This window comes from Sorangium sp. So ce1014 (assembly GCF_051521505.1).
GTDB lineage: Bacteria > Myxococcota_A > Polyangia > Polyangiales > Polyangiaceae > Sorangium.
The window spans coordinates 7,238,128-7,255,707 of sequence record NZ_CP150356.1 but is presented as its reverse complement, the minus strand read 5'-3'; the positions used below and the strand labels follow the sequence as shown (position 1 = coordinate 7,255,707).

Here is a 17,580-nt window from a genome sequence, read left to right as displayed (position 1 = left end):
CGTTCTCCGGAGGGACGTGATGGTTCGTCGTCTCTTCATTGCGATGTTCTTGGCGACTTCGATGGTCCTCGGGTCGACCTCCCTGTCGAGCGCGCAGGACGGCGACACGTCCGCTTTCCGCGACATCGCGGTAGGCAAGGATTACCGGCTGCGGGTCGCGGCGGCGCTGGCGCTCGGCAGGTCGAAGAGCCAGGGCGCGCGGCCCGCCCTGGAGAAGGCGCTCAAGGATCCGCACCCGGCGGTGCGCGCCTCGGCCGCGGCCGCGCTCGGCGCGCTGGGCAACCCCGCGGCGGTGCCGGCGCTCAAGGCGGCGCTCCACCTCGAGCCCGCCGCCGGCCGGAAGCGCCCGATCGCGGCCGCCATCGAGCGGCTCTCGAAGTCGTCGGCGAAGGCGCGCTTCCTGGTCAGCCTGGGCAAGTTCGAGAACCGCTCCGGCGTGAAGGACGCGATGATCGGCTCGCTGCTCAAGCAGCAGACGCGCAACCGCGTGGCGCAGTTCGCCGACATCGAGGTCGTCGCCGACGGTACGGACGTGGCGGCGCAGGGCAAGAGCCGCAAGCTGCCGGCCTTCACGCTGGACGGCTCGGTCACGCAGCTGAACAGGCGCCAGGGGTCCGACGGGATCGGCTTCTCGGCCAGGGTCGAGTACGTGATCCGCGAGATGCCCAGCCAGACGCTGAAGGGCTCGATGACCGGCTCCGCCCAGGCGGTCGCCGAGGCGCGGCGCGCCAGCGGCCGGCGGGAGCTCGCCCAGCTGCAGACCGACGCCGTCGCGGGCGCGATCGAGAGCGCGCTGCAGCGGGCGCCCCTCGCCCTCGAGGCCGCCTCCGGCAGCAGCGTCGTCCCCTCCGGCCGCTGACCCGCGCGCCGCGCGGCGCTGGCCAGGCCCGCCGGCGCCGCCGGCCGCGATCGTCCGGCGGCGCCGGCGGGCCTGGCCGGCGCGCGCGTCCGCGGCGGCCGGGGCCGGCCCATCGAGCGGGCGGAAGCCGCTCTCCGGTCGTGCTAGACCGCGCCTCCTCCTATGTCCATCGCAACGCCTGCCAGCTCCGATCTGATCCGACGCACGTTCCTCGAGTTCTTCGCCCAGCGCGGGCACGAGGTCGTTCCGAGCGCGCCGCTGCTGCCGCAGAACGATCCGACGCTGATGTTCGTGAACGCGGGCATGGTGCCGTTCAAGGACGTGTTCACAGGCAAGGACAAGCGCCCCTACCAGCGCGCCGCCTCGAGCCAGAAGTGCATCCGGATCAGCGGCAAGCACAACGACCTGGAGAACGTCGGCGTGACCGCGCGCCATCAGACGTTCTTCGAGATGCTCGGCAACTTCAGCTTTGGCGACTACTTCAAGGAAGACGCGATCGCCTTTGCCTGGGAGCTCCTGACGAAGGTTTACGAGGTCTCTCCCTCGCGGCTCGTGGTCACGATCTACAACGGCGAGGGGGGCTTTCCTGCCGACGACGAGGCCGCGGCGATCTGGCGCAAGGTCACCGGCTTCGGCGACGACCGGATCCTCCGGCTGGGGCTGGCCGACAACTTCTGGACGATGGGCGACGTCGGCCCGTGCGGGCCCTGCTCCGAGATCCACTTCTTCCACGGGAACGAGCCCGACGTCTCGCGCTTCGGCGAGGAGCCGCGCATGGACGGCACCGGCTGGACCGAGATCTGGAACAACGTGTTCATGCAGTACGAGCGCGTCGAGAAGGACGGCCCGCTCGTCCCGCTGCCGGCGCCGAGCATCGATACGGGCATGGGCCTGGAGCGGATCGCGAGCGTGCTCCAGGGCGCGACGTCGAACTACGATACGGATCTGCTCCGGGGGCTCGTCGACAAGGCCGCGGAGCTCAGCGGCAAGCCGTACACGGGCGGGAGCGCCGATGACGACGTGTCGATGCGGGTCATCGCCGATCACGCGCGGACGACAGCGTTCCTGATCGCCGAGGGCGTGATGCCCGAGCGGCAGCGGCGCGAGTACGTGCTCCGCCGGGTGATGCGCCGCGCGATCCGGCACGGGCACCGGCTCGGGATCGACAGGCCGTTCTTGCACGAGGTCGCGCTCGAGGTGGTCCGCCGGATGGGCGAGACGTATCCGGAGCTCAGGGACCGGCGGGAGCTCATCGCCCGCGTCACCGAGGACGAGGAGGTCCGCTTCCGCTCCACGCTGAAGCGCGGGATGAAGATCCTGGACGAGCGCTTCGCCGAGATGCGCTCGTCGGGCGAGAGGACGCTCGCGGCCGCGGCGGCCGCCGATCTCTACACCACCTACGGCTTCCCGCTGGATCTGACGCAGGTCATCTGCGCCGAGTCGAACTTCGACGTCGACGTCCCGGGGGCCGAGGCGGTCATCCACGGCGCGGCCGAGGCCGACGGCCCGATCGATCCGAACGCCGCCGTGGATCCCGCGCACCGCGCGGCGCGCGCGCAGCTCGCGCAGCCGGTCGTCTTCACGGGCTACGAGCACGAGGAGGGTGACAGCGAGATCGTCGCGATCCTCCGGGTCGAGACGCAGGGCGAGGGCGAGAAGGCGCGCAAGGTGAGGACGCCTGTCCCGCGCGCGGAGGCGGGGGAGGCGGTCGAGATCGTCGTCCGCGAGACGCCGTTTTACGCCGAGTCGGGCGGCCAGGTCGGCGACAGCGGAGAGGTGACGGCGGACGGGGCGCGCGTCGAGGTGAAGGACGCACAGAAGCCGGTCGCCGGGCTTGTCGTGCACGAGGGCGTGGTCCGCGAGGGGGCGATCGAGGTGGGGCAGCGCGTCCACCTGGAGGTCGACCACGCGGCGCGGTCGGCGACGCGCCGCAACCACTCGGCGACGCACGTCCTGCACTGGGCGCTGCGCAAGGTGCTCGGGGAGCACGCGCAGCAGAAGGGCTCGCGGGTCGGCCCGGACATCCTCCGCTTCGACTTCACGCACAACAGGCCCCTCACCCGCGAGGAGATCGCGCGGATCGAGGATCTGGTGAACGAGAAGGTCCTCACGAACGCGCGGGTGACGACCGAGATCCTGCCGATGGACGAGGCGCGGCGGCGGGGCGCGATGGCGATCTTCGAGGAGAAGTACGGCGACACGGTGCGGATGCTCACGATGACGCCCGAGGTGGTGGAGCTCTGCGGCGGCACGCACGCGCGCGCGCTCGGCGACATCGGGCTGTTCAAGATCACGAGCGAGGGCGGCGTGGCCGCGGGCGTGCGCCGGATCCTCGCGTCGACGGGGCTGAACGCGCTCGGCTACGCGCGGGGCGTCGAGGCCGAGCTCGCGCGGGCGCGGCAGGTCGCGAAGGCGCAGGGCGGCGATCTCGCCGAGAAGATCGGGAAGATCGTGGCGCACGAGCGGGAGCTCGAGAAGAAGGTGGCGGACCTCGAGCGGCGGATCCTGGAGGGCGCCGGTCCGGCGCAGGGCGGCGGCGGCGGCGGCGGCATCGAGGCGATGCTGGAGGGCGCGCGGGAGATCGGCGGGATCAAGGTGCTGGCGCGCCGGATGCCGGACGGCACCAACCCGGGCGCGCTGCGCGACCTGGCGGAGAAGCTGCGCGACAAGCTCGGCGATCGCGCGGCGGTGCTGCTCGGCGCGGCCGTGGGCGACAAGGCGCAGCTCGCGGTGATGGTCTCCAAGCCGGCGACCGAGCGGCTCAAGGCCGGGGAGCTGATCAAGCCGATCGCCCGCATCGTGGGCGGCTCCGGCGGCGGCCGCCCCGACATGGCGCAGGCCGGCGGGACCGACGTCGGGCAGCTGGATGCGGCGATCGCGGCGGTCTACGCCGAGGTCGAGCGGGCGCTCGCATCGTAGCGCGCTGCGCGCGCGGCGCGCCCGAGGGGTCGGGCGCGCCGCCGCGCTCAGGCGTCACGCCACTTGGTGCGGGCGAGCGGGAGGAGCCTCGGGGGTTTTCCGCTCTTCCCGTGGCGCGTCGGCAGCCGCACCGGCTCGCCCGGCGCGGGCGCCCGCGGCCGCGCGCCGCGGGCGTGGGCGCCGATGGTCGCGCGCACGATCGGCGGCAGGAAAATGGACTCCAGGTCCACGCGCGCGAGCGCGGTCGCGAGGGTGGCGATGCGATCGGGCAGCGACGCGTTGGCGTCGACGAGGATGAGCCGCCGGCCGAGCACGGTGCAGAGCCCGCCACGCGGATTGCGCGCGTCCGACAGGTGCGGATCGAACGCCTCCATCCTGACGGCGATGCCGACCCTGTTGGCCGCCAGGGTGAGCTCATCGAGCAGCCGCGAAAGCTCCACCCACGCAGCGTAACCGCCTTATCCAGGAGATGGCAAAGCGCAAAAGCGATGTTGTGGCCGCCGCGGCCGCGCGGGAGCCCCCGCGCGATGCGACAACCGCTCCGACAACCGCTCAACCGATTTCCCGTCTCCGGCTTATCCCGTGTTCCGGACTGGCCTACAGCCGTTCACGCGCCACATCGATGCTTGTGCAGCAGGGGCCGCGCGCGCAGTTGCGCCGCGCTCACGCCCGCGCCACGGTCACGCCCGCGCCGCGCGCTCGCTGCCGCGCGCGGCCGCCCCGGGCTTCGCGCCGGCCGCGCGCCGGTCCCACACCCCTGAGCTCGGCCAGCGGCTTATCTTGAGCCAGATCGCGCCGCCCGTTGACCGCCGTTCCCGTGCATGCTACGAGCACGCCGTTCCGCGCGTCGTGGCCGAGTGGGAGCGAATATGCGTTTCCCGGCTGCGGTGGGGTATCCCGCGCGCTTCGTCAGCCACAGTAGGACGGGGCGGCCGCGATGGGGACGACGAGGGCGCCCGCCGGGCGGTGCGCCCCGAAGGGCGAACAAAGATGACGTTCACGGATGCAGCCGCCGAGGTCCTTCGCCTCATCGGTAGACCGCTTCACTATAAAGAGATCACCGATATCGCGATCGAGAAGAACCTCCTTAGCCACGTTGGCAAGAGCCCAGAGGTCACGATGGGCGCCCGCCTGGCGGCGACGCTGAAAAAGGACACGGCGGACAACCCCCTGGTGCGGGTCAAGCCGGGCGTCTTCGCGCTGCGCGAGTGGGACGAGAAGACGATCAAGGCCGGGGTCGACGGCAAGAAGGCGAAGCGCGGCGGCAAGCCCGAGGCGGCCAAGGCGCGCAAGGGGGAGCAGCCGACCCTGTTCGAGGCGGCCGCCGACGGCGAGGCGGTGGAAGAGAGCGATTCGGGCGCTCAGGCGGTCGACGGCGAGGCGGTCGAGGCCGCAGGGGGGGCGGCGCAGGCTGCGCCGGCGTTCGACGACGAGGACGACGACGAGGAGGTCGTGGCCGGCGCGACGAGCGCGGTCGGGATGGCCGGGTTGAACGGGGTGGAGATCCCGGCAGCGCGCGAGGCCGTTCCGTCGCCGGCGCCCTCGTCCCCGCGGGCCGTAGGCGCCTACCTCGACGAGGAGGAGGGCGAGCTCGAGGACGCCGAGCCGCAGGGGCCGGACGAGGCGATGCGCGCCGAGGCCGTCGCCGGCGCCGCGGAGCTGTTCGACGAGGAGGACGACGACGATCAGCCGATCCTCGGCGGCGACGACCGCGCGACCCCCGGCTCGTCGGGCGAGCAGGGCGAGGGACGCCGCCGCCGCCGCCGCCGCCGCCGCGGCCGCGGGACCGCGGAGGCCACCCCGAGCGCCGGTGGGCTGCCTTCCTACGTCGCGACGCCGGTGTTCGAGGCGCGGCGCGAGAACGGCCGCGAGCCGCCGCGCTCCGACCGGACCGAGCGCACCGACCGGGTCGAGCGCGTCGTCGAGCGCGTCGAGCGTCCTGAGCGCGCCGACCGCCCTGAGCGCGCCGACCGCCCCGAGCGCTTCGACCGCCCCGAGCGCGCCGAGCGCGCCGAGGGCTTCGGCGCCGAGCCGGTCTACCGCGGCCCTCAGGTGATCGAGCTCACAGGCGGCGAGGGGCACGCGCTCGACGACCTGGCCGGCCGCGATCTCGCCGATGCGATCGCGGGCATCCTCTCGACCTTCGATCGGAACGCGGGTGCGGTCTCGCTCCGGCAGATCGCGGAGACGGCGCAGCGCCGCGGCCGGCTCGCCGGCGACGTGCAGCTCGTGCAGTCCCAGGTCGCGGCCGCCGTGCGCGCCGACAACGCGCGCCGCATCGCCGCGGGGCAGCGGCCCCGCTTCCGCTTCGCCGGCGGCCGGATCGCGCTGACCGACTGGCTGCTGCCGGGCGACCTCGCGCGGCTGGAGCAGGAGGCGCTCGCCGCCGTGGACCGCTACCGCGACGCCGCGCGGCGCGCCTTCGCGCGCAAGCTCTCCGAGCTCCCGGGCCACGCCTTCGTCGAGATCTGTGTCCTCGCCCTCGAGCGCATCGGCCTCGGCCAGCTGCGCGCGGTGCGCCGCGCCGGCGCGCCGGGGGGCGAGAGCCACTTCTCCGGGGCGCTCCGCACGGCGGGCGACGAGATCAAGCTGGCGCTGGTCGTCCGTCGGGACGGCCGCGAGGTCGGCCGCGAGCGGGTCACCGAGCTGCGCGGCTCGCTCCACCACTACGGCCCCGCGACCGCCGGCTGGATCCTGACCGCCGGTCAGATGCTCTCCGGCGCGCGCGAGGAGGCCGCGATCCCGGGGACCGCGCCGATCTCCCTCTTCGACGGGCTCGCGGTGGCTCGCGTCTGCGAGGAGAACGACGTCGCTGTCCTCCGCGCCCGCCTGCCGATCGCGATCCCCGACGTCGATCTGCTCGAGGCGCTCCGGGCGTCCTGACCCCGGCCGCGCGCGTCAGGCCGGGGGCTCGCTCCGGCCGGATGCGCGCGGCGCCGCTCTTCTGCTCCTCCCCCTCGGCGCCGTCTTCGGCGCCCTTCCTCCACCTTCCTCCACGGTGACGCCGCCCGCACCGCTTCCGCGGTTGACGGGCTCGGCGATCCTTGTCAGCGTCCGCGCCCATGCGCCATCGCGCGATCGCCTGGTCTGCGTCCCTCGCCGTGCTCGTGACCGGCTGTGCTTCCGTGGCGCCGCCGCCATCCCGGTTCCCGACCGCCGACGCGGCGCTCGGCCGGATGAAGGCCACGTATGCCTGCGTGAACGGCGTCCAGGGCACCGCCAAGATCGACCACTTCTCGCGTCAGGGGAGGATCCGCGGTGACGTGTACATCCTGGCGGTCAATCCCGATCGGGTCCGCTTCGATATCGTGAGCCCCTTCGGCGCGACGCTCTACACGCTCACGTCGAATGGCACCCTGTTCCAGATGCTCGATGTCGGCGAGAAGCAGCTTTTGCATGGGCCCGCGAGCGCGTGCAACCTGTCGCGGCTCACCCAGGTGCCCATCCCCGGGCACGCGCTCGTCTCGCTGCTTCGCGGCGAGGCGCCGGTGCTCTTGCACGAGCCGAACGGCGCCTCGATCGCCTGGGACGGCGACGGCTTCTACCGCGTGCTGATCCAGAGCACCCGCGACGCGGTGGAGGAGATCCACCTCGAGCCGCGCCCGGACGACTGGCGCTTGCCGTGGAGCCAGCAGCGCCTGCGCGTCAGGGAGGTCCGGGTCGCGCAGCGCGGGCTGGACCTCTATCACGCCGAGCTCAGCCATCACGGGATCATCCGCACCGCGGCGCCGCGCGTCGACCCGGAGGGGATCGACGATCCGATCCCGCCGAGCGGCGGCGCCTGCGAGGCCGAGATCCCCCGCTCGATCCGCATGCGGGTGCCCAATACAGAGGACGACGTCATCTTTCAATACAAGGAGGCGAAGTGGAATCCGCCCCTCATCTCAGGGGCGTTCACCCAGCCGATCCCCGGCGGCGTCGTCCGTCGCTATGTCGACTGCCAGGACTGAGTCCGGCGCACAGGTGGTTTCTGAGGGGACTATGTACCTCACCGGCGGCGCCGGTCGCCGCAAGCGGCGCTCGCCTTACGGCGTGGACGCCGCTCGGTTGAACGTCTAGATCTGCGCAATCCCACCTCGCCATGGCGGGAGGAGTCGGCGATGGACGTCGAGCCGGGAACGATCGTCGGCGAAAAATACCGCCTGGAAGGGCCGCTCTCGCGGGGCGGGATGGGCTCCGTGTGGGTGGCCCGGCACGTCCAGCTGGGCGCGCCGGTGGCGATCAAGTTCATGGACGCGGAGCACGCGGCCTCGCCCGAGTTCCGCGCGCGCTTCTACCGTGAGGCGCGCACGGCGGCGAACCTCGAGAGCCCGCACGTGGTGAGCGTGCAGGACTACGGGATCCAGGGGACCGTCCCGTACCTCGTCATGGAGCTGCTCCGGGGCGAGGACCTCAGCCGCCGTCTGAGGCGGGTCCGGCGCCTCTCCGTCGCCGAGGCGGCGCGCATCGTCCTCCAGACCGGCAAGGCGCTGCGCCGGGCGCACGAGTCCGGGCTCGTCCACCGCGACCTCAAGCCGGGCAACCTGTTCCTCTCGCGCGTCGATGACGAGGAGGAGATCGTCAAGGTCCTCGATTTCGGCATCGCCAAGCAGCTCACAGGCAAGCTGCTCAGCGACGAGACCACGAAGACCGGCGAGCTCCTGGGCTCCCCGTTCTACATGAGTCCGGAGCAGGCGCGCGGCGACAAGGACCTCGACGCGCGCAGCGACCTGTGGTCGCTCGGGGTCATCCTCTTCCGCGCGGTCACGGGCAAGCTCCCGTTCGAGGGCGACGTGCTCGGCGCGGTCCTGTCGCGGATCCTCGTCGAGCCGATCCCGCTGGCGACGCAGCTCGTGAGCGATCTGCCGGCCGAGCTCGACGCGTTCTTCCTGCGCGCGCTCTCGCGCGACCGGGCCCAGCGGTTCCAGTCGGCGCAGGAGATGGTGCACGCCTTCGTGGCCGCTGCGGGCGACCTCTGCATCCCGCTGCCTGCGCCCTCCGTGCCGCGGCCGGAGCCGGTGACGTCGCGCACGGGGACGCTGCTCGGGCTGTCGCCGGGCGGCGCCGCCGAGCTCACGGGTGCAGGCGACCTCGGCGCGCCCTCCGGGTCCGAGGACCACGGCGCAGGCCCGCGGAACGACGCGCTCACGCCGCTGCCCGATCCGCTCGATCAGGGGACGCTCACGGCCGCCGCGGCCGGGGAGGTCCACGACGCCCGCAGGCCGCGCGCGAGCGCGACGCGCCGCTGGCTGCTGGCGTGCGGTGCGCTCTTCGTGCTCAGCGGGACGGTCGCGATCACGGCGCTGCGCGCTATCGGCAAGGAGGGCAAGGAGAGCGCCGCTCCCGTGGTCGCGCCGCTCCAGCCCGCGCCCGTGAGCTCGGCATCGCCGCCGGTGGAGGTCGCCCGCGCGTCGACGCCCGAGATGGATCTCCTGCTCGTCGCCGCGGACGCGCCGGCCGCGGACACGGCGCCGCCCTCGCCGGCGCCCTCGGGCACGGCGGAGCCGGCGGCGTCCGCCGCGAGAAAGGACCGGCCGGCGCGGTCGGCCCCGCGCCGGGTGCCGCACCGGGCGCGCGAGATCATCGACCCCTGGCAGCGACGATAGCGGCCGATCGCGCCCGATGGCGCCGGCCGGCAGCGGCCGGCGGCGCCGGTCCGTAGCGGCGGGTCGCGCCCGAGGGCGCCCCGGCCGGCAGCGGCTGGTCGGTCACGCGAGCGCGTCGCGGATGCGGCGCGGGGCGTCGGTGATCAGCCCGTCGACGCCGAGCGCCGCGAGGTCCCGCGCTTCCCCCGGATCGTTCACCGTCCACACGTTGATCACGCGCCCCTGCCGCTTCAGCAGCGCGATGCGCTCGGGCGACGCGATCGTCCGCTCGATGTGCGCGGCGAGCGCGCCGAGCGCCGGGGCGAGGCGCACGGCGGCGTCGTGGTAGCGGCTCCGGTGCACGAGGAGCGCGCGCGGCACGGCCGGCGCCATGACCCTGAAGGACGCCAGCATGACCGGGTCGAACGACGACACGAGCACCGGGTGGCGAGGATCCCAGGCGCGCAGCAGGCGCGCGGCCGCGAGCACGACGGCGGCGCGGTCGGGCACGTCGCGCTTCATCTCGACGTTGACCGCGAGCCGCCGCCCGCGCGCGAACGCGAGCACCTCGGAGAGGAGCGGCACCCGGTCGCCGCCCAGGTCGACCTGCCGGAGCTCGTCCCAGCGGAGCGCCGCGACCGCGCGCGGGTCCGCGCCCTGGGTCACCCGCTCGAGGTCCGGGTCGTGCAGCGCCACGAGCTCGCCCGAGCCGCACACCCGCACGTCGAGCTCGATCCCGTCGGCCCCCTGCGCGGCCGCCTCCGCGAAGGCGGCGAGGGTGTTCTCCGTGGGGGCGCCCTCGCCGCGCACGCCCCGGTGTCCGAAGAGGAGCGGCGCGCGCGACGCCGCCGTCCCGGGCTCGCCCCGCGACATCGCCTGCCCCGGCCCGCGCGCGCTCCGGCGGAGGCGCTGCTCGGCCCAGGTCACCGCTCGGGCTCCTCGTTGAGCTCCTCCGCGACGGTGCGGGCCGCCTCGCGCGCGCGCTCGAGCGCGGAGAGCGGGAAGGACGCCGCGCCGACGGCCGGGTGCCCGCCCCCGTCGTAGCGGCGGCAGATGGGGGCGATGTCGCGATCGCGCGCGACGCCGCACCAGGGATTGTAGCCGACCGAGAGCTTGTAGTGCTGCTTCTGCCGGGAGAGCGTGACCGAGTACACGCAGTCCGGGAACATCGCGTACGTCATGAACTTGCCGACCGCCTCGAGCGGCGCGTCGGAGAGATCGACCAGCACGACGCGGCCGAGCTTCCGCGCGCCGCGCTCGATGCGCGCGACGAAGGTCTGCCGCGAGAGGGAGAGCGGGCGCCAGAGATCCTGGATGTCGGGCGCGCGCGCCACCTCGCTCACGGGCCGCTCGACGAGGCGGGGCACCACGGAGGCGAGGAAGGGCCCGTCGCCGTGGTGCTCGACGACCGAGGCGAGCTGCATGATCGGCTCCTCGCGGCTCACGGCGGCCTCGGCCGAGGGGAAGCGCGCCGTGTCGATGAGGTCGGCCCAGCGGATGAGCTCATCGACGCCGGACATCTCGACGCCGAAGTGATCGCGGCTGACGTCCGCGATGAGCTTGGTGCACGAGCCGTAGGCGGCGTCGTAGAAGACGTGGGGCGCGTCGCCCACGGCGTGCGAGCGCGACGCGCCGGCGAGCGCCGCGTCGCGCTCGTCGTCCGAGCCGAACCCGGTGATGTGGTGGTCGAAGTACCACGTCAGCTTCTTCGTCGGCGTGTAGCGGAAGTCGAGGATCGCGTTGTCGTCGCCGTCGAGCCACGAGGGCGGGATCATCGACATGCCCGGGCCGTACCCGCAGGAGCGGTACCGGAGCGCGAGCGGCTCGCCGGGGCGGAGCGCCTGCATCAAGCGGGTGAACAGCGCCGCGCTCGCCATGCCGTCGAAGCAGTGGCCGTGCGTCGCGACGACGATGTCCCTGGGCTTCATCGGGCGAGGGGGTAGCACGACCCACGGCCCGCCGCTCGCGGACCGGGCATCGCGCGGTGGTTCTGGTAGTCTCCGCGCCGTGCGGCGCGCCCTCGTTCTCCTCGCACTGCATCCGTTCAGGCCGGCGCGCCGCTCGTCCGCTGCATCGCTCGCCGCGCGGCTCGCTGCGCGGCTCGCTGCGCCGCTCGCGCTCGCGCTCGTCGCTCCGGGCTGCGGCGCCTCGGCCTCCCGCGCGGAGGTCCTGCAGCCTAGCCCGCCGCCCGCGCCGGCCGCCGCGCCCGCGCGCGCGGCGCGGAACCCGCCGCCGCCGAGCGATGCGCCCGAGCCGGACCCGGAGGCGGCGCGTCTGTTCCTGAGCCGCGCGGGGCAGCTGCGGCCCGCGGCGAGCGCGCCGGCGCCGCGCGTGACCGCGCTCGCGCTCGCCAACACGGCGCGCGGCGAGGCGAGGGGGATGACGCCGCAGGGCGACGTCGTATCGCTCGCGATCGGGGAGGGGGAGAGCGCCGCGATCCCGGTGCGCGTCGCGCCGGAGGCGTGCGCGGTGTTCATCGCGCAGGGCGGGCTCGGCGTGATCGAGGTCGACCTCTTCGTCACGAAGGGCGCGCCGCCTTCGCTCGAGATCGTCGCCCAGGACGCGGACAGCGGGCCGATCGCGGTGATCGGCGGCCGGGGCGCGTGCTTCACCCTGCCCGGCGACGCGCCGCTCGCCGTGAGCCTGCACGCGCAGGTGCGGCGCGGCGCGGGCGTCGTGCTCGTGCAGGCCTACCGCGGCCCGCGCCCGGCCGCTCCCCCCGGCGCGGCGCCGCCCGGCGCGACCCCGCCCGACACGGCGCCGCCGAGCGCCGCGCCGCCCGGCGCGGCGCCGCCCGGCGCCGCGCCGCCCGGCGCCGCGCCGCTCCAGTAGCGCCGCGGCGGCCCGCGACGCGCGGGACCGCGCGCGCTCCTCATTTTGCGCAACTCGTCCCGGGCGCCGGTCGACACGCCGCGTATGGCGTCGATCGAGATCCTGCCCGCAGATCCAACCTACCCCGCGCCGCTCTGGGCCCTCGTGACCGAGTCCGAGGCCGCGCCGCCGACGCTCTACCTGCGCGGCGCGCTCCCGTCGCGCCCGGGCGTCGCGATCGTCGGGACGCGCGCGGCGAGCGACGAGGCGCTCCGGTTCACCCGCGAGCTCGCCGCGTCGCTCGGCGAGGCGGGCTTCTCGATCTGGTCGGGCGGCGCGCGCGGCGTTGACGCGGCCGCGCACGAGGGCGCGCTCGCTGCGCGCGCGCCGACCGTGGTCGTCAGCGGCGGCGGCCACGCGCACCCCTACCCGCGGGAGCACGCGGCGCTCTTCGATCGCATCCTCGCCGCGGGCGGCGCGCTGCTCGCGCGCGTCCCCGACGACACGCCGCCGCTGCCGGGGCTGTTCCTCCAGCGCAACGCGGTCCTCGCCGCGCTCACCCTCGCGACCGTCGTGGTCGAGGCGGGCATCGAGAGCGGCGCCCGCTCCGCCGCCGCGGCGGCTCGCCGCCTCGGGCGCCACCTCTGCGTCGTCCCCCACGCCCCGTGGAGCCCGCGCGGCGTCGGCTGCGCGCTCGAGCTCGCCTCCGGCGCGCGCCCCATCACGCGCGCCGCCGACGTGATCGACGTCCTCGGCGGGCCGGCGCCGCCGCCCCGCAGGCGGGCGCGGCGTTCGTTGCGCAACAGCTCGCCCGCCGCCGGCACCCTGCCGCTGCCCGACGCGGCCTTCGCCCCGCGGGCGAGCGTTTCGCCCGAGAAAACCGCGCAAATCCCGGCGATGAGCGCGGCCGAGCGCGTCGTCCTCGACGCCCTGGACGCCCACCCGGCGCACGTGGATGAGGTCTGCGAGAGGACGGGGCTTCCGCCCAGGCACGCCGTGGAGGCACTCTTGACGTTGACGCTCCAGGCCGTAGTAGTAGAGGGGCCCGCCGGGTTGTTTCGGCGGGCTCTTCGTTGAAGGGCACGTCGGCCCACCCTGCCCAGTGCGGTTTCGGGGGGGCTGCCTCCTCCGCGGGGGGGCCTCCCCCGCACCGAAGGGCGCCCTTCAATCCTCTCAACAAGCCCATATCTCGTTGCTCAGAAGGTGGTGATGGCCAAGACGCTCGTCATCGTGGAGTCGCCGGCGAAGGCGAAGACCATCAAGAAGTATCTCGGCAACGGGTACGAGGTGTTCGCCTCGAAGGGGCACGTCAAGGACCTGCCCAAGAAGCAGAACGCCGTCGACGTGCTGAACGATTTTGCCGAGACCTACGAGGTCATCGAGGGCAAGGAGAAGGTGCTGGAGGAGCTGAAGTCCGCCGCGAAGAGGGCGGACGAGGTGCTCCTGGCGACCGACCCTGATCGCGAGGGGGAGGCGATCGCGTTCCACATCTCGGAGGAGATCAAGAACCCGAGGCTCAAGGTGGCGCGGGTGGAGTTCCACGAGATCACGAAGAAGGGGGTCGACCACGGCGTCCACAACCCCCGCCAGCTCGACGAGAACCTCTACGACGCCCAGCGGGCGCGGCGCGTGCTCGATCGCATCGTCGGCTACGACGTCTCGGCGCTCGTGTGGTCGAAGCTCGCGTTCGGCCTGTCCGCGGGGCGGGTGCAGTCGGTCGCGCTGCGGCTCATCGTGGATCGCGAGCGCGAGGTCGAGGCGTTCGTCCCGGAGGAGTACTGGAACATCGCGGTCGGCCTCACCGCGGCGAGCCCGCCGCAGCGCGCGCCGTTCGTCGCGAAGCTCGCCTCCGCCGACGGCAAGAAGCTCGAGGTGACGAACGGCGAGGTCGCCGCGAAGGTGCGCGCCGACCTCGAGACGGCCGGCTACCGGGTGGCGAAGGTCGCGCGGCGCGAGCAGAAGCGCAACCCGCCCGCCCCGTACACGACGTCCAAGCTCCAGCAGGACGCGACGAACTACCTGCACTTCGGCGCCAAGCGGACGATGCAGATCGCGCAGGCGCTCTACGAGGGCATCGACCTCAAGCGCGACGGCGGCCCGGTCGGCCTCATCACGTACATGCGTACCGACTCGACGCGCGTGAGCGACGACGCGATCGCCGAGGTGCGCGGCGTGGTCGCGAAGCGGTGGGGCAAGGAGTTCGTCCCCGAGCGCCCGAACATCTATAAGTCGAAGAAGAACGCGCAGGACGCGCACGAGGCGATCCGGCCGACGAGCGTCGAGATCCACCCGGACTCGATCAAGAAGTACCTCAAGGACGAGCAGTACAAGCTGTACAAGCTCATCTGGAACCGCTTCGTCGCCTCGCAGATGAACCCGGCGGTCTACGACCGCACGACGGTCGAGATCGACGTCTCGCCGACGATCGCGGCGCCCACGTACCGGAGCTACCTCGCGAGGGCGAGCGGGCGGATCCTGAAGTTCGCCGGCTGGCTGCAGGTGACCGAGGGCCAGCAGGAGTTCGCCGGCGAGGAGGAGAGCGCCGGCGCCGCGCCGGACGGCGGCGGAGGCGCCGCGCCTGCGCCCGCCGAGGCGAGCGCCGTCGAGGCGGAGCGGGCGGCGCCTGGGCCCGCGGCCGAGGAGGACTCGGAGGCGCTCCTGCCCGACATGAAGGAGGGCGAGGCGCTCGCCGTGACGCCGCCGGGGGTCGTCACCGACCAGAAGTTCACGCAGCCGCCGCCCCGCTACAACGAGGGCTCGCTGGTGCGCGAGCTGGAGAAGCGCGGCATCGGCCGCCCGTCGACGTACGCCGAGATCATCAGCAAGGTGCAGCAGCGCGCGTACGTGGAGAAGCGGGAGGGCGGCGCGTTCCAGCCGTCGCTCCTCGGGAAGTTCGTGGTCGACGGCCTCGTCCGGTCGAACCTCGACATCATGGATCCGAACTTCACGGCGCAGATGGAGGAGGAGCTCGACGAGGTCGGCGCCGGCACCTTGAAGCGCGAGCAGCTGCTCAAGCGCTTCTACACGAAGTTCAGGGAGCAGCTCGACAAGTCGAAGAAGCTCGCGCCGTGGAAGCCCGAGGCAGAGAAGACCGACATCGTCTGCGACGAGTGTGGGTCGATGATGCTCAAGAAGTGGGGCAAGAACGGCTGGTTCTTGAGCTGCGAGCGCTACCCGAAGTGCAAGGCCACGCGCGACCTGTCCGACGCGCGGGGGACGGCCGCCGTCCGCGAGACCGACATCTCGTGCGACAAGTGCGGGAAGCCGATGATCATCAAGACGGGCCGCTTCGGCGACTTCCTGTCGTGCACCGGCTACCCGACCTGCAAGAACACGCGCCCGGTGCCGCTCGGCGTCGCGTGCCCGAGCTGCGGCGGCGACCTCATCGAGATCCGGCCCCGCAAGAAGGGCGGGCGCACCTTCTACGGCTGTTCGAACTGGAACGCCGAGCAGAAGTGCGAGTTCAAGCTCTGGCAGAAGCCGGTGCCGATCCCGTGCCCGCAGTGCGGCGCGAAGTTCGTCTCCCGCACCGCCGGCAAGAAGGCGATGCTCGTCTGCGCGACAAAGGAGTGCGGCTTCAAGCAGGAGATCGTCGAGGCGGAGGGGGAGGACGGCGCCGCGAACGGCTCCGCCCCCCTCGACGCGACGGCGATCGTCGCGAGCGCCGCGGCGGCGCCGGCCGTCCGGCCCGAGCCGGCGGAGCCCGCGCCGGCCGCCCTGCCCGAGGCCGTGCCTCCGAAGGCCGGCGCGCCCCAGGGGGCAGCCGAAAAGCCCGCGCGGGCCGTGCGCGCCCGGCGCACGGCGAACTAAGAAGGCCGCGAACCCCCCATCCTGGTGACCTGTATGAACGGAGCGGAGAGCCCGCACGATGACGTCGTCGTCGTCGGAGGCGGCCTGGCCGGTTGCGAGGCGGCGTACCAGCTCGCGCAGCGCGGGCTGCGCGTGCGCCTCGTCGAGATGAAGCCGCACAAGCGCACCCCCGCGCAGACGAGCGATCGGATGGCCGAGCTCGTGTGCTCGAACTCGCTGCGCGGCGCCGCGCTGAGCAACGCGGTGGGGCTGCTCAAGGAAGAGCTCCGGCGCGTGGGCTCGCTCGCCCTGCGGTGCGCCGACGAGACCTCGGTGCCTGCCGGGGGCGCGCTGGCGGTCGATCGCGAGCGGTTCGCCGAGGCGATGACGCGGGCGATCGAGGCCCACCCGCGCATCACCGTGGAGCGGCGGGAGGTGACGGAGATCCCCGAAGGGCGCCCCGTGATCCTCGCGACCGGGCCGCTCACGTCCGACGCCCTCGCGGCGAGCCTCGCCGCGGCCGTGGGCGCCGAGCACCTCGCCTACTACGACGCGATCGCGCCGATCGTCAGCGCCGACTCGATCGACTGGTCGCGCGTGTGGAAGCAGTCGCGCTACGGCAAGGGGGGCGCGGTCCGCGGCGAGCGAGCTGCGCCGCCGGAGCGGGGTGCGCAGCCGGAGGGGGCCGCGCCGCCGGAGGGGGCCGCGCCGCCGGAGGACTCGGCCGAGCGCCGCGATGACGCCGAGGCCGGCGACGAGGCGTACGTGAACTGCCCCTTCGACGAGGCGCAGTACAAGGCGTTCGTCCGGGCCCTCGTCGAGTCGGAGAAGGTGGAGGCCCGCGCCTTCGAGGAGGTGCGCTACTTCGAGGGGTGCCTGCCGTGCGAGGTGATGGCCGCGCGCGGCGAGCAGACGCTCTCGTTCGGGCCGATGAAGCCGGTCGGGCTCACCGATCCGCGCACCGGCAGGCGCCCGTACGCGGTGCTCCAGCTGCGCCCGGAGGACGAGGCGGCGACGGCGTACAACCTGGTCGGCTTCCAGACGCGCATGAAGTACGCCGAGCAGCTCCGGGTGTTCCGGATGGTGCCCGGCCTGGAGGAGGCCGAGTTCCTGCGCATGGGCTCCGTGCACCGGAACACCTTCGTCAACGCGCCGGTGCTCCTCGGCCCGGCGATGGAGCTCCGCGCGCTCCCGGGCGTGCACCTGGCCGGACAGATCGCGGGCGTCGAGGGCTACGTGGAGAGCGCCGCGGCCGGGTTCGTGTGCGCGCTCCTCCTCGCGCAGCAGCTGCGGAACGAGCCGCTCCGGCCGCCGCCGCCCACGACGGCGCTCGGCGGCATTCTCACGCACCTCGGCCGGGTGCAGCCGTCGTACCAGCCGTCGAACATCACCTGGGCGCACATCGCGCCGCTCGATCCCGCGAGCGGCAGGCTGCGCAAGCGCGCGCGCTACGAAGCGATGGCCGAGCGCGCCCTCCGCGACCTCGACGCATGGTGGGCGGCGGGCTGACGGCGCGGCCCCGGCGGGCGTGACGCCGCGCGCCGACGACGCGCAAATCGTGCGCGGGCTGCCTGCCACGCGCGGGCTTGGATACCCTGGCGGTGGTGCGCTGCGCGCCGCCCGCGCGCTCCGGGATCC

Annotated in this window: 12 protein-coding genes; 9 read left to right on the top strand and 3 right to left on the bottom strand. The window is 73.7% G+C overall.

The window, feature by feature from the left end; all coding sequences use genetic code 11:
- The first annotated feature begins 43 nt into the window (after positions 1-43).
- Both WME75_RS27305 and alaS read left to right on the top strand, forming a co-directional pair.
- Positions 44-859 (top strand): HEAT repeat domain-containing protein, encoded by an 816-nt coding sequence (locus WME75_RS27305; protein WP_437476869.1) that lies wholly within the window; start codon positions 44-46, stop codon positions 857-859.
- 162 nt (positions 860-1,021) lie between these two features.
- Positions 1,022-3,778: an alanine--tRNA ligase gene (gene alaS / locus WME75_RS27300; protein ID WP_437476866.1), complete on the top strand. Its 2,757-nt coding sequence runs from the start codon at positions 1,022-1,024 to the stop codon at positions 3,776-3,778.
- Positions 3,779-3,825: 47 nt separating this feature from the next.
- Here alaS and WME75_RS27295 read toward each other — a convergent pair whose 3' ends face one another.
- The gene (locus tag WME75_RS27295) at positions 3,826-4,218 is read right to left on the bottom strand and encodes a hypothetical protein (RefSeq protein ID WP_437476863.1); all 393 of its coding nucleotides are present in this window, start codon (positions 4,216-4,218) and stop codon (positions 3,826-3,828) included.
- A 550-nt stretch (positions 4,219-4,768) separates the two neighbouring features.
- Between WME75_RS27295 and WME75_RS27290 the strand changes: the two genes are divergently transcribed.
- The 3 genes from WME75_RS27290 to WME75_RS27280 all read left to right on the top strand — a co-directional run bounded on the left by WME75_RS27290 (position 4,769) and on the right by WME75_RS27280 (position 9,363).
- Positions 4,769-6,661 carry an HTH domain-containing protein gene (locus WME75_RS27290; RefSeq protein ID WP_437476860.1) on the top strand — a complete coding sequence of 631 codons (1,893 nt, stop codon included), beginning with the start codon at positions 4,769-4,771 and terminating at the stop codon, positions 6,659-6,661.
- 179 nt (positions 6,662-6,840) lie between these two features.
- On the top strand, positions 6,841-7,728 hold the full coding sequence (locus WME75_RS27285) for a LolA family protein (RefSeq protein WP_437476858.1): 888 nt from the start codon (positions 6,841-6,843) through the stop codon (positions 7,726-7,728).
- 150 nt (positions 7,729-7,878) lie between these two features.
- A complete protein-coding gene (locus WME75_RS27280; RefSeq protein ID WP_437476855.1) occupies positions 7,879-9,363 on the top strand; it encodes a serine/threonine-protein kinase in 1,485 nt (494 codons plus the stop codon).
- 102 nt (positions 9,364-9,465) lie between these two features.
- On the opposite strand, the gene WME75_RS27275 is transcribed toward WME75_RS27280, so the two are convergent.
- Entirely contained in the window at positions 9,466-10,269 is an 804-nt protein-coding gene (locus WME75_RS27275; RefSeq protein WP_437476852.1) for a glycerophosphodiester phosphodiesterase, read from the bottom strand.
- Positions 10,266-11,270, bottom strand: coding sequence for a hypothetical protein (locus WME75_RS27270; RefSeq protein WP_437476850.1), 1,005 nt, complete (start codon positions 11,268-11,270; stop codon positions 10,266-10,268). Before WME75_RS27270 ends, WME75_RS27275 begins: the two co-directional genes overlap by 4 nt.
- A gap of 79 nt (positions 11,271-11,349) precedes the next feature.
- Here WME75_RS27270 and WME75_RS27265 point away from each other — a divergent pair, with 79 nt between their 5' ends.
- The 4 genes from WME75_RS27265 (at position 11,350) to trmFO (ending at position 17,451) form a co-directional block, all read left to right on the top strand.
- On the top strand, positions 11,350-12,174 hold the full coding sequence (locus WME75_RS27265) for a hypothetical protein (RefSeq protein WP_437476847.1): 825 nt from the start codon (positions 11,350-11,352) through the stop codon (positions 12,172-12,174).
- 84 nt (positions 12,175-12,258) lie between these two features.
- Positions 12,259-13,230 (top strand): DNA-processing protein DprA, encoded by a 972-nt coding sequence (locus WME75_RS27260; protein WP_437476844.1) that lies wholly within the window; start codon positions 12,259-12,261, stop codon positions 13,228-13,230.
- Between the two features lie 132 nt (positions 13,231-13,362).
- Positions 13,363-15,963, top strand: a complete 2,601-nt coding sequence (topA, locus tag WME75_RS27255) for a type I DNA topoisomerase (RefSeq protein WP_437476841.1) — start codon at positions 13,363-13,365, stop codon at positions 15,961-15,963.
- Between the two features lie 33 nt (positions 15,964-15,996).
- Positions 15,997-17,451 carry a methylenetetrahydrofolate--tRNA-(uracil(54)-C(5))-methyltransferase (FADH(2)-oxidizing) TrmFO gene (gene trmFO / locus WME75_RS27250; protein ID WP_437476838.1) on the top strand — a complete coding sequence of 485 codons (1,455 nt, stop codon included), beginning with the start codon at positions 15,997-15,999 and terminating at the stop codon, positions 17,449-17,451.
- The last annotated feature ends 129 nt before the right edge of the window (positions 17,452-17,580 follow it).

Bases quoted from the DNA above. Each gene is read 5' to 3' on its own strand.
- WME75_RS27285 (WP_437476858.1), top strand. From the start codon at position 6,841: ATGCGCCATCGCGCGATCGCCTGGTCTGCGTCCCTCGCCGTGCTCGTG.
- trmFO (WP_437476838.1), top strand. From the start codon at position 15,997: ATGAACGGAGCGGAGAGCCCGCACGATGACGTCGTCGTCGTCGGAGGC.
- WME75_RS27270 (WP_437476850.1), bottom strand. From the start codon at position 11,270: ATGAAGCCCAGGGACATCGTCGTCGCGACGCACGGCCACTGCTTCGAC.
- alaS (WP_437476866.1), top strand. From the start codon at position 1,022: ATGTCCATCGCAACGCCTGCCAGCTCCGATCTGATCCGACGCACGTTC.
- WME75_RS27260 (WP_437476844.1), top strand. From the start codon at position 12,259: ATGGCGTCGATCGAGATCCTGCCCGCAGATCCAACCTACCCCGCGCCG.
- WME75_RS27290 (WP_437476860.1), top strand. From the start codon at position 4,769: ATGACGTTCACGGATGCAGCCGCCGAGGTCCTTCGCCTCATCGGTAGA.
- WME75_RS27280 (WP_437476855.1), top strand. From the start codon at position 7,879: ATGGACGTCGAGCCGGGAACGATCGTCGGCGAAAAATACCGCCTGGAA.
- topA (WP_437476841.1), top strand. From the start codon at position 13,363: ATGGCCAAGACGCTCGTCATCGTGGAGTCGCCGGCGAAGGCGAAGACC.
- WME75_RS27305 (WP_437476869.1), top strand. From the start codon at position 44: ATGTTCTTGGCGACTTCGATGGTCCTCGGGTCGACCTCCCTGTCGAGC.